The 11,785-nt window shown below is 45.0% G+C and carries 11 protein-coding genes and 1 other annotated feature; of the genes, 3 read left to right on the top strand and 8 right to left on the bottom strand.

The genetic code is table 11. The features are described from left to right. Positions 1-884: 884 nt before the first annotated feature. The 4 genes from CEF20_RS11045 to acsA all read right to left on the bottom strand — a co-directional run bounded on the left by CEF20_RS11045 (position 885) and on the right by acsA (position 5,271). A complete protein-coding gene (locus tag CEF20_RS11045; RefSeq protein ID WP_157796256.1) occupies positions 885-1,109 on the bottom strand; it encodes a DUF3953 domain-containing protein in 225 nt (74 codons plus the stop codon). A gap of 97 nt (positions 1,110-1,206) precedes the next feature. Further along, positions 1,207-1,812, bottom strand: a complete 606-nt coding sequence (locus CEF20_RS11050; RefSeq protein WP_100331863.1) for a CatB-related O-acetyltransferase — start codon at positions 1,810-1,812, stop codon at positions 1,207-1,209. Positions 1,813-1,888: 76 nt separating this feature from the next. Next, positions 1,889-3,142: a tyrosine--tRNA ligase gene (gene tyrS, locus CEF20_RS11055; RefSeq protein WP_408607811.1), complete on the bottom strand. Its 1,254-nt coding sequence runs from the start codon at positions 3,140-3,142 to the stop codon at positions 1,889-1,891. A gap of 79 nt (positions 3,143-3,221) precedes the next feature. Next, positions 3,222-3,437: a binding site (T-box leader), on the bottom strand. A 115-nt stretch (positions 3,438-3,552) separates the two neighbouring features. Further along, positions 3,553-5,271: an acetate--CoA ligase gene (gene acsA / locus CEF20_RS11060; protein ID WP_100331865.1), complete on the bottom strand. Its 1,719-nt coding sequence runs from the start codon at positions 5,269-5,271 to the stop codon at positions 3,553-3,555. Between the two features lie 194 nt (positions 5,272-5,465). Here acsA and CEF20_RS11065 point away from each other — a divergent pair, with 194 nt between their 5' ends. From CEF20_RS11065 to CEF20_RS11075, 3 genes are read left to right on the top strand one after another with little or no spacing between them, the layout of a single operon-like run. Further along, positions 5,466-6,098, top strand: coding sequence for a GNAT family N-acetyltransferase (locus CEF20_RS11065; RefSeq protein WP_100331866.1), 633 nt, complete (start codon positions 5,466-5,468; stop codon positions 6,096-6,098). An 18-nt stretch (positions 6,099-6,116) separates the two neighbouring features. Continuing rightward, a complete protein-coding gene (locus CEF20_RS11070) occupies positions 6,117-6,764 on the top strand; it encodes an acetoin utilization AcuB family protein (protein ID WP_100331867.1) in 648 nt (215 codons plus the stop codon). Further along, entirely contained in the window at positions 6,761-7,918 is a 1,158-nt protein-coding gene (locus CEF20_RS11075) for an acetoin utilization protein AcuC (RefSeq protein WP_100331868.1), read from the top strand. The genes CEF20_RS11070 and CEF20_RS11075 overlap by 4 nt, the downstream gene beginning before the upstream one ends. A 31-nt stretch (positions 7,919-7,949) precedes the next feature. On the opposite strand, the gene motS is transcribed toward CEF20_RS11075, so the two are convergent. From motS to CEF20_RS11095, 4 genes are all read right to left on the bottom strand, one after another. Further along, positions 7,950-8,669 carry a flagellar motor protein MotS gene (gene motS / locus CEF20_RS11080; protein WP_408607812.1) on the bottom strand — a complete coding sequence of 240 codons (720 nt, stop codon included), beginning with the start codon at positions 8,667-8,669 and terminating at the stop codon, positions 7,950-7,952. Beyond that, positions 8,669-9,475, bottom strand: a complete 807-nt coding sequence (gene motP / locus CEF20_RS11085) for a flagellar motor protein MotP (protein ID WP_100331870.1) — start codon at positions 9,473-9,475, stop codon at positions 8,669-8,671. The genes motS and motP overlap by 1 nt, the downstream gene beginning before the upstream one ends. A 64-nt stretch (positions 9,476-9,539) precedes the next feature. Then, on the bottom strand, positions 9,540-10,541 hold the full coding sequence (gene ccpA / locus CEF20_RS11090; protein WP_100331871.1) for a catabolite control protein A: 1,002 nt from the start codon (positions 10,539-10,541) through the stop codon (positions 9,540-9,542). A 73-nt stretch (positions 10,542-10,614) separates the two neighbouring features. Next, positions 10,615-11,691, bottom strand: a complete 1,077-nt coding sequence (locus CEF20_RS11095; protein WP_100331872.1) for a bifunctional 3-deoxy-7-phosphoheptulonate synthase/chorismate mutase — start codon at positions 11,689-11,691, stop codon at positions 10,615-10,617. Positions 11,692-11,785 lie beyond the last annotated feature (94 nt).

Consider the following 11,785-nt stretch of genomic DNA (forward strand, 5'->3'; position numbering starts at 1 on the left):
CAAACAAAATCTCTACCTATATTATCCAATGGGGGCGTGTCTTCCTACAGCAATTATTCGTTACTTATGGACACTTCAAACATAATGCTTCTATTGACAAATAAAAGCTTTTTATAGTTTTAATAAACTAGGAATATAGTATTTTTCAAGAATTTTTCTGGCTTAATTCCTTTACAAAGAGAGGTGAATAATCCGTGGATAGACATTTATTCTATTTAAGAAACTAGATAAATGCATTAATATCATTAACAATACCATGTGCCTTTCTAGCCTTTCTTAATGATTGCAGATATTCATATAAGGGAATCCTATATTCATCTTTGCCGGAACACTTCTTTTCTTTTGTAATATGCAGAAGGGTTCACACCCATAATCTCTAATCTCTTTCCATTCGCACATGGAAAGATTCTCCGTCTTTTTGACAGGCTGCTTCTGTTTCTGTTTTTCCTCTTTATTTTTCGAATGCTGCACTTTTAATTGAAGCAGCTGCTCATTCAAGCTTAAATTCCCCTCGATCACCTCTTTTAACAAATAAAAAAGGGCACCAAGCTCTAAAGTTTTGGTGTCCTGCTGATAGCTGAGAGAACTAATATTACATTTGGAAATTATCAACTAATTCGGATCGGGTTTATCTATATTATTTCTTTATCCTCCTCTTCTTCTATTAGTGAATCTAATATTCTTGTGTATTGCAAAATAAAAGTACACAATTTTGCACAAAACTTGGCATAAACCAACATTACTTGGAGAAGTGGGGAGGATAGCCTTGTTGGGCAGAGCCAGCCCTTGAAACCACCGACTTCTTGGCCCGATAATCATTCTCCCAGAGACTCCATGTCATTAGTGAAAAAGAGAGGACCGCTTAAGCAGTCCTCTCTTCTTTTTCATGTAACGATAACTACAATCAGCAATAAAGCGGAAACCCCAAACATAAGGAAGGACATTTCTTTTCTTTTATCACGTAATTCAGACAGCCCCATTACGAAAAACATAGCTGCTAAAAAGAAATGGCTATAGCCCAAATAAGGCTCTATCTGGTCAGTTAGCATCCCCGCAGCAGCAAAACCGACTGCTAATAAAGCGAAGATCACTCGCAGGATGATGAACAATGAAAAGCTCCTTTCAGCACAATAACGATTCCATATCATTAGCTTTTTGTCTTCTCCGATTGGATGGAGCAGACGTATCTTGCAAAGCCAATATGCTTTATTTATTTAGCAGCTGCTCGATGTTTTCTGAGCATATCAGCTCGATGTTTTTCATAATTTTCTGTTCCGGCCAGTCCCACCATTTCAGTTTCAGCAGCTGTTCAATCTCGCTGTCTGAAAACCTCTTTTTCACCACTTTAGCGGGATTTCCAGCAACAATAGCATAAGGAGGCACATCGGATGTGACGACGCTTCTAGCGCTGACGATGGCCCCGTCTCCAATTTTCACACCCGGCATGATCATCGCTTCCGTTCCAATCCATACATCATTTCCGACAACGGTATCTCCAGCTGCTTGATAACCGTCAACCGCCTCTCCCCAATCCTTCTCTACATAATAGAACGGGTAGGTGGAGATCCAATCCGGCCGGTGACCCTTGTTGCCTGACATGATGAAGCAAGCTCCTGAACCAATAGCACAAAACTTCCCAATAATAAGCTTATCGCCTTCCTCATCTTCCAGCAGATAGCGCACGCAGTAGTCCTGAAAGGATTCTTTATGATAATACCCTGAATAGTAAGTATGCTTTCCCACTTGAATATTCGGATGGGAAATGGTTTCTTTCAATTGCTGACTATGCAAAAAATCGGGAAATTCATTCATGTTATCGTCCTCCTATTTTATTTTGCCGTGCTGAAAATCTGCTCGCCCGCTCTGCCGCAAAAGGATGCCGCCCCTATTATGAGTGTTTAATTAAAAAGTACTTCTTCTTACCGCGGCGAATGACCGTAAATTGGCCTTCTATTTTATCTGCGCCGGATAATGTGTAGGCAATGTCTTTCACTTTTTCTCCGTTGATGCTTATCGCACCGTTTTGAATGTCTTCACGCGCTTGCCGCTTGGATGGAGAAATACCGGCAGCAACCAGAAGTTCAACAAGCGCTAGCTCTTCTCCGTTAGCTGGCTCATAAGATGGAACATCTTTAAATCCTTGTTGGATTTCAGCAGCCGTTAATTTTTTTATCTCTCCGCTAAAAAGCGCTTCTGAAATTTTAATCGCCTGCTCCAGTGCTTCTTCCCCATGGATGAAGCGCGTCATCTCAGCAGCAAGTGCTTTTTGCGCCTTTCTCAAATGGGCTTCCGTTTGGACGGAAGCTTCTAGCTCCTCAATTTTTTCCGGAGGCAAGAAGGTGAAAATCTTCAAGTATTTCACCACATCCGCATCCGCTGTATTAATCCAGAATTGGTAAAACTCATACGGAGAAGTCTTCTCTGGATCTAACCAGATTGCCCCGCTTTCCGTTTTGCCAAATTTCGTTCCATCCGCCTTAGTCACTAGCGGAATCGTCATTCCATAAGCCTTCTCTCCATCAGGCTTCAGCTTGCGAATCATTTCCAAACCGGTTGTGATGTTGCCCCACTGATCACTTCCGCCAATTTGTATTTTGCAATTGTAATTCTCATACAGATGATAAAAATCCATTGCCTGTAAAATCGTGTAAGTAAATTCCGTGAAAGAAATGCCAGACTCTAATCGAGAAGAGACAATATCTTTGGCCAGCATGTAGTTGACTCCGATATTCTTTCCAAAATCGCGCAAGAAGGTGACAACGTTCATTGAACCGACCCAGTCATGGTTATTCACAAGCTTGGCACCGTTTTCTCCGCCAAATTCAAAAATCTTTTCAAGCTGCTTTTTGATGCAGGCGACATTATGCTCCACCATCTCTGGCGTCTGCAGCTTTCTTTCTTCTCTTTTCCCGCTTGGATCGCCAATCATTCCTGTTGCTCCGCCGACAAGCACGATCGGCCGGTGACCATGATTTTGAAAACGGCGAAGTGTTAAAAATGGAAGCAAATGTCCAATGTGCATACTATCAGCTGTTGGGTCCACTCCGCAGTATAAAGACACGCTTTCTTTATTAAGAAGCTCTTTCATCCCTTCTTCATCTGTTTGCTGATAAACAATCCCACGCCATTCTAATTCCTGCATTAAATCCACGATTCATCTTCCTCTCTGCTTCTAATTCACACGAATTGTGCGCAAATAAAAAGCGCCCCTGCTAAAACCATGCAGGGACGCTGTATAAGCGCGGTACCACCCAAGCTTGAGAATCCATCGTTCTCCACTCGATTCATATAACGGCCAGGCCGTTTGCTGCTACTAAAAAGAGTTCACAGCAAAAGCTACAGGAGGTAATTCATTCAACTATTTGTACCGGTTTGCACTAACCACCGGCTCTCTGAAACAGGGATAGCGAACTACTGAGTCCTATCAACGCTTTTAAGTATTCAGCTGTTATACGTCATATTGTAAACAGAGAAGCTAGCAATTGTCAAACCCGATCCTACAATTCTTTTCCTTTTCAGCTGACAAAAAGCGGCCTTATTGCGGCCGCTTGCTCAATCCTCCATGGTAGATAAATCTCCTGCCGGCAAGTCAAGCTCCCAAGCTTTCAGCACACGGCGCATGATTTTTCCGCTTCTGGTTTTGGGAAGCTTTTCGCGAAATTCAATTTCGCGCGGCGCTGCATGAGCCGCAAGACCGGTTTTGACAAACTGGCGAATATCTTCTTTCAGCTCATCTGTCGGCTCGTAGCCTTCCATTAGCGCCACGAACGCCTTAATAATTTCTCCGCGAACTGGATCCGGCTTGCCGATGACGCCCGCTTCTGCGATAGACGGATGCTCAATCAGCTTGCTTTCCACTTCAAAAGGCCCCACTCGCTCACCGGCTGTCATGATCACATCATCTATGCGTCCTTGAAACCAAAAGTAGCCGTCTTCATCCATGTAGGCGGAATCTCCGGAAACATACCAGCCTCCCGGCATAAAGTAGGATTCATACTTAGCTGGATTGTTCCAAATCGCGGCCATCATTGCAGGCCAGCCTTTTTTAATCGCCAGATTGCCCATGCGGTTCGGCGGCAGTTCGTTGCCCTGGTCATCAACGATCGCAGCTTTAACACCTGGAATGGGTTTGCCCATGGATCCAGGCCGGATCTCCATACAAGGATAATTGCAAATCACCTGTGCACCGGTTTCTGTCATCCACCACGTATCATGAATGCGCAGATTGAATACTTTATCCCCCCATCGGATGACTTCGGGATTCAATGGCTCCCCAACACTTAAAATATGACGCAGCGAGTGCAGGCCGTACTTCTTCACAAGCTCATCTCCCGCCCCCATCAGCATTCGAAAAGCGGTCGGTGCGCTATACCAGACTGTTACGCCGTAGTCCTCAATTGCCTGATACCAATTTTCCGGCTTAAAGCGGCCGCCGACGACCACGTTCGTCGTTCCCGTCAGCCAAGGGCCGAATATACCGTAGGAAGTGCCCGTCACCCATCCGGGATCTGCCGTGCACCAATAGACATCATTTTCTTTTAAATCCAGCACCCATCTGGCTGTCTGATAATGCTGTATCATCGCCCGGTGAACATGCAGCACTCCTTTAGGCTTGCCGGTCGAACCGGATGTGTAATGCAATATCATTCCGTCATCCAAATCCATCCACTCGATATCAAAGGAGCGGTCTGCCGTTTTCATCTTCGCGCGGAAATCAATATACATCCCTTTCTCTTGCACGTCTTCTCCTACAAGAAAAATCGTTTTCAGCGCAGGCAGTTCATCTGCCGGTACGCGCTTTAAAAGCTCCGGTGTCGTGACAAGAACTTTCGCTTCGCTGTCCGCTAAGCGGTCGCAAATCGCTCCTTCCATAAACGCTTCGAATAAAGGGCCGACGATGGCGCCTGCCTTAATCGCTCCGAGAACGGCAAAATACAGCTCCGGTGAGCGCGGCATAAATACAAATACACGGTCCCCTTTTTGCACGTCTCCAAACGTTTTTAGCACATTCGCTGCTTGATTCGTAAATTCCTGCATTTGTTCAAATGTATAGGCTTCTTCTCTGTCTGTCTCGCGGAAATACAAAGCAACCTGCTGTTTGCGCTGCGATTGAGCATGGCGGTCGATCGCTTCATAAGCGATGTTGATCTTACCGGTTTCGCTCCATGAAAATTGCTTTTCAGTTTCTTTCCAATCAAATGAAGAATACGTTTCTTCATAGTTACCTAAATTAAAATTTCCTCCCCTAACTGTTAGCGCTTCCAATTTCATTTGACCGATTCCCCCTCGCGTAAGGATTTACTGCTATTATATAACACATTCTGTTTTTTCTCAATTTTTAAAATTTTCATAAGTCTGGTTGTCCCTTTTCTCAAGCTTCCGATTTCTGAAAAATTAGTGAAAACGCTTTATTCAAGTCATTTTTCTGTATAATGTAGGTATGAATGACTCAAGGCGGTGACGAAATGGAGCATATCAAAAGGTATCACTCGCGGGAATTTAAGACAAAGAAAGGGAGTGTCATCATTGAGGGGCCGGTTTTGCCAGCCGATTTAATAAAGATGAACTTTGACGAGGAGCTTACCGCTTTTCGCCAACCTGAGCAGCAGCACAAAGCGATTGTGGAAATCGCCTCTTTGCCGGAAGGGCGAATGATCATTGCCAGAAGCGGAGAGACCATTATCGGCTACGTCACGTTCTTGTATCCCGATCCCCTGGAACGGTGGTCGGAAGCCAAACTCGAGAACCTGATTGAATTAGGAGCGATCGAGGTTACCCCCTCGTACCGCGGAGAGCAGATTGCAAAGAATATGCTGCGAGTTTCTATGCTGGATGAGGCAATGGAGGACTATATTATTATAACAACGGAATATTATTGGCACTGGGATTTAAAAGGGACGGGGTTGAATGTCTGGGAGTACCGCAAGCTCATGGAAAAAATGATGAATGCCGGCGGATTAATATGGTATGCCACTGATGATCCGGAAATTAGTTCCCACCCCGCCAACTGTCTAATGGTGCGCATCGGAAAAAGAGTGGACCAAAAATCCGTTCAGAGATTTGACCAAATTCGCTTTGTGAACCGCTTTATGTATTAACAATAAGGGGTTGAGAGAATGATCTTGGAAGAAATTATGCAGACGGAAGTGTATACGCTATCTCCTGAGGATACGATTGAAACAGCTCTGCAATTATTGAGAGATAAAAAAATCCGTCACATTCCCATCGTGGATAAGAAAGGGGCCCTTGTCGGTCTTGTCACTGACCGCGATGTAAAAGAAGCGACACCATCCATTTTGCAAAAGGAAACAAATAAGAAGGAATTGCATCAGCCATTAAGCATCATTATGGCAAGAAACGTTGTCACCGGCCACCCGCTAGATTTTGTAGAAGATGCCGCAGCCATACTATACGAACATGATATCAGCTGTTTGCCGGTGATCCAAAATGGGGAACTTGCCGGCATTATCACCGAGACGGATGTGCTCCATACCTTCGTAGAATTGACGGGAAGCAACCAGCCCGGTTCGAGAATTGAAATGAAAGTGCTGAATAAAGCAGGCAAGCTGTATGAAGTTCTCCATGTGCTGAAAAAAAGGGGCGCCAACATTCACAGCGTGCTTGTTTATCCAGATAAGCAATCCGAGGAGTATAAAATCATCGTGCTGCGTGTGCAGACAATGAATCCGATTGCAGCCATTGAGGACCTGAAAAAGGATGGACATATTGTACTGTGGCCGAATATGCCCGGTGTCTCCTCATGACGGGAAAGGCTGTGTTCATTCATTCAGATCAATTATTAACCTACCGTTTTTCAAAACATCATCCGTTTAATCAATTTCGGCTGACGCTGACCATCGATCTGTTAAAAGAAAGCGGCGCTTTACAAAGCAGTGATCTCGCTGCTCCAAGAATAGCTTCAACAGAGGAGCTTAGACTAATCCATGATGCCGATTATATCGAAGCGGTCCAAAGAGCCGGCAGAGGGGAGCTCTCTTCTGATATCGCTGAAGGCTATGGACTCGGTACAGAGGATACGCCTATTTTCTCAGGCATGCATGAGGCCAGCGCCTTGTTAGTCGGAGGCACACTTACTGCAACGGATTGGGTCATGCAAGGAAAAGCCCGCCACGCCGTCCATTTAGGAGGCGGCCTTCATCACGGCTTTCGCGGAAAGGCATCCGGCTTTTGTATTTATAACGATAGTTCCGTTGCGATAAAATACTTACAAGAGAAGTATCAGGCAAGAGTCCTTTATATTGACACCGATGCCCATCATGGCGATGGCGTTCAATGGTCCTTTTACGATGATCCCGACGTATGTACCCTCTCCCTTCACGAAACCGGCCGATATTTATTTCCCGGAACAGGCAATGTGAATGAACGAGGACACGGAAATGGTTATGGCTTTTGCTTTAATATTCCGCTAGATGCCTTTACAGAGAATGAATCTTGGCTGGAAGCCTATGAAACATCCATTTGGGAAGTAGCTGATTTTTTTAAGCCTGATGTGATTTTCACGCAAAACGGCGCAGATTCTCATTACTTCGATCCCCTTACTCATTTATCCGCTACAATGAATATTTATCATCATATTCCCCGGCTTGCCCATCAAGTCGCCCATCGCTACTGCGAGGGCCGATGGATTGCTGTCGGCGGAGGCGGCTATGATATATGGCGTGTAGTGCCGCGGGCCTGGGCAAGAATCTGGCTTGAGATGACTGAAAAATCTCATTTTTCAGGGAACTTGCCCGAAAGCTGGATTAAGCGCTGGCAGAAGAAGTCGCCAGTTCAGCTGCCGCTTGCATGGGATGATCCTGAAGGCATTTATCCAGCGGTGCCGCGCAAGCGAGAAATTGAAGAAAAGAACCGCAATACGCTGAACAAGGCGCTATATCCGCTGCGAAAGCATTTATAAAACGAGAGGAAGCCAGCCATCTGACTTCCTCTTACTTGTCTTGTTTATATTTAGGATCTGTAATAATAATCTCAACGCGACGGTTCTTTTGCATGTTTTCACTGGATGTATCAGGAACAAGAGGTCTTGTGTCACTGTAACCGACAGCAATAAAACGATCCTCATCAATATTTTGATGCTCACTTAAATACCGGATCACGCTGCTGGCTCTCGCGCTGGATAGCTCCCAGTTTGAAGGGTAATAGGAGTTTCTAATCGGGCGGCTGTCCGTGTGCCCTTCTACCTTGATCATGTTCGGCATCGTTTTGAGGAGTTTGCCTATTTTTTGCAGAAAGGGATAAGCTTCGGGTACAACCACTGCATCGCCTGTTTCAAATAAGATTTGCTCCTGCAGCACGAGCACGACGCCGCGCTCATTTCTAGTGGCAGTAGCTACCTTTTCCAGATTATTTTTTTCTAAATATTCCTGCACGTCTTTTGCTAATTGATCCAGAGAGTCTTCTTTCTTTTCTCCCAGATCTTCCTTCATCTCTTCCGAGGGATATTCGCCGGGCACAATGGAAGAATTCTGCTCAAACAGCGGCGTTTGCTTAAAGGAGTGCGCAATGGCCTTAAATTTGACAATATCAATTTGCGACATGGAAAAGAGCAAAATAAAAAACACGAGAATAAGGGTTACCAGATCCGAAAACGTCACCATCCACTTTGGAGCACCCGCGGGCTTTTTCTTCGAAGGGCGGCGTCTCGTTATCATGCTTCCGCCGCCTCACTTGCCTTGGAGCGGGCTGCTCTTCTTTCATCCGATGATAAGAATGCAGACAGTTTTTCTTGAAGAATTTTTGGATTTTGACCGGCTTGCACACCGACCACTCCTTCGATAATAATTTGACGGTAAAATACTTCCTTTTCTGTTTTAAGCTCAAGCTTAGCCGCCATCGGCAGGAAGACAAGATTAGCTAGCAGGGAACCATAAAAAGTGGTCAATAACGCAACCGCCATATTAGGCCCCAATGAAGAAGGATCGTTTAAACTCTTTAACATCAATACCAGACCGATCAGCGTTCCGATCATTCCCCAAGCAGGCGCATAGTCTCCCGCTTTTTCCAAAATGCTTCTTCCCTTGCGATGACGCTCCTCAAGAGCTGTGATTTCAGCATTCATAATATCGATCAGCATCTCTTGCTCAATCCCGTCTACAGCAAGAAGCACACCTTTTTTTAAAAAGTCATCATCAATATCTTCTATACCGCTTTCCAGAGCAAGCAAGCCTTCACGGCGCGCTTTCTCAGATAGCTTCACGAACCTTTGAATCAGTTCCTCTAAATCTGTTTCATCTTCCCGAAAGGCTTGCCGAATGACCGTAAACAAATGCTTAATATCCTTCAGCGGGAAGCTGATGAGCAAGCCGGCTGTTAATCCGCCAAAAACGATTAAGATGGATGGTAAATGCAAAAAAGAAGAAAATCCTTCCGCTCCGCCACTGGAAAAAATCGCGAATGCCAAAAGGATAATTCCTATAATGATACCGGTTGGTGTCAGCGCATCAAACTTTTTCATTTTTCCTCCCCTATCCTCTAACAAAAAAACGTTTTATTGTCTATTCTTTATATCGGAGAAGAACTTACTTTGTTGACCCTCTTTTTTCAATTCGATGAGGAAGAACAACAATCGGACTTTCCACTGCTTCCTTGTTCATATACTTCGTTAAAAGCCTCATTGCCACCGCCCCAATATCATACAGCGGCTGAATCACAGAAGTCAGCTGCGGACGCACCATTAAAGCTAACCGTGAGCTGTCAAAGCTGACAATTTCAAGATCTTCCGGGATGTTCACACCGCTGTCTTGTGCGCCGTGCACGACACCGAGAGCCATCTCATCATTGTTAACAAAAATAGCGGTCGGCTTCTCCCCTTCTGCTTGCTGCAGCTTCTTCCAGGCATCATGTCCTGAATCGTATGTGTAGTCCCCCTCCACTACCAGATCCTCTGCAACAGGCAAGCCCGCTTCTGAAAGCGCTCTTTGATAGCCCTTGAGCACGAACTCTTGATTAATCGTGTCGTGCAGCGGACAAGCCACATAAGCGATGCGTTTATGGCCTTGATCAATCAGCATCTTCACTGCATCATAAGCAGCTTGTTCATAATTGATATTAACAGACGGGATCTCATTGGACATTTCCACTGAACCAGCCAGAACGACAGGCACCGGCGAGCGTCTAAATTCCGTCACATGCTCATCTGTAATTTGTCCGCCCATAAAGATAAGCCCATCGACCTGCTTGCCAAGCATCGTATTTATTAAGCGAAGCTCTTTATCTTTATTCTGATCAGAGTTACTGAGAATGATGTTATATTTATACATCGTGGCGATGTCTTCGATTCCCCGGGCGAGCTCCGCATAGAAAATATTTGAGATATCCGGGATAATCACTCCGACAGTTGTTGTTTTCTTGCTGGCAAGCCCGCGAGCTACCGCATTAGGACGATAGCCGAGTCGCTCAATGACATCTAATACTTTTTTCCGAGTGGCTGGTTTTACATTCGGGTTGCCATTTACTACCCGGGAAACGGTAGCCATTGATACATTTGCTTCTCTTGCTACATCGTATATTGTTACATTCATCTTATAAATCTTCTCCTTTATCCATTCGTCCTCTCTATATTAACGAAAAAAAACTCCTGTGAAAATACAGGAGTTATGCTTTTACAGGAATTGATTTTATTACTTCACTATAAAATTCATCAAATTGTTGCAAATTCATTTGCTGAGCGGAATCGGAAAGAGCCACAGCAGGGTCCGGATGCACTTCCGCCATCACGCCGTCAGCGCCAATCGCCAATGCCGCTTTCGCTGCTGGAAGCAATAAATCTCGTCTTCCTGTTGAATGAGTAACATCCACAAGCACCGGTAAATGCGTTTCTTGTTTTAAAATCGGTACAGCTGTAATATCTAAAGTATTGCGCGTTGCCCGCTCATAGGTGCGAATGCCCCGCTCACAAAGGATAATCTGATCGTTTCCTCGGGAGATAATATATTCTGCTGCATTGATGAACTCTTGGATCGTTGCCGCTAAGCCGCGCTTGAGCAAGACGGGCTTCTTCACATCTCCGGCAGCCTTCAGCAGCTCAAAGTTCTGCATGTTGCGTGCACCGATTTGAATGACATCAATGTAATCACATGCGAGTTCAATATCCGCCGGATTCACGATCTCACTGACTACGCCTAAATCAAATTCGTCTGCCACTCTCTTTAAAATCTTCAGCCCTTCTAATCCGAGCCCTTGGAAATCGTAAGGTGACGTACGCGGCTTAAATGCTCCGCCCCGAATTAATTTCAACCCTTTATCTTTAATAGCCTGTGCCACTTGAGCAACTTGCTCATAGGATTCCACCGCACACGGGCCAAATACAAAGGAAGGCGCGCCGTCTCCCACTTTCTCTCCGCGAATGTTGATTACCGTATCCTCCGGTTTCTTTTTCCGTGAGACGAGAAGCGCTTTGCGGTGATCATCTTGCTGCAACTCAAGCCCCGCTTTGAAAATTTCTTTAAATAAATGCTCCACAGTTGACGCTTCAAACGGTCCTTCGTTGCTTTGGAGGATGTTATTCAGCATCGCCCGTTCGCGGACAGGATCATACCGATTCACGCCTTGCTTCTCTTTCACTCTTCCGATTTCTTGCACCAGCTTCGCCCGCTCGCTAATTAATCTTAAAAGCTCTACATTCATCTCATCGACACGCTGTCTTAATTGATCTAGATCTTGATTGCTCATTTGGTTCCTTCCTTTCGCCTGATTAATTCTTAATTTTTCAACAGTTTATCACCTGGAAAGCCCTTCAGCGCTTTTTATAGCCAGTTACTGAAAG

It is taken from the genome of Bacillus xiapuensis (genome assembly GCF_002797355.1).
Lineage (GTDB): Bacteria > Bacillota > Bacilli > Bacillales > Domibacillaceae > Bacillus_CE > Bacillus_CE xiapuensis.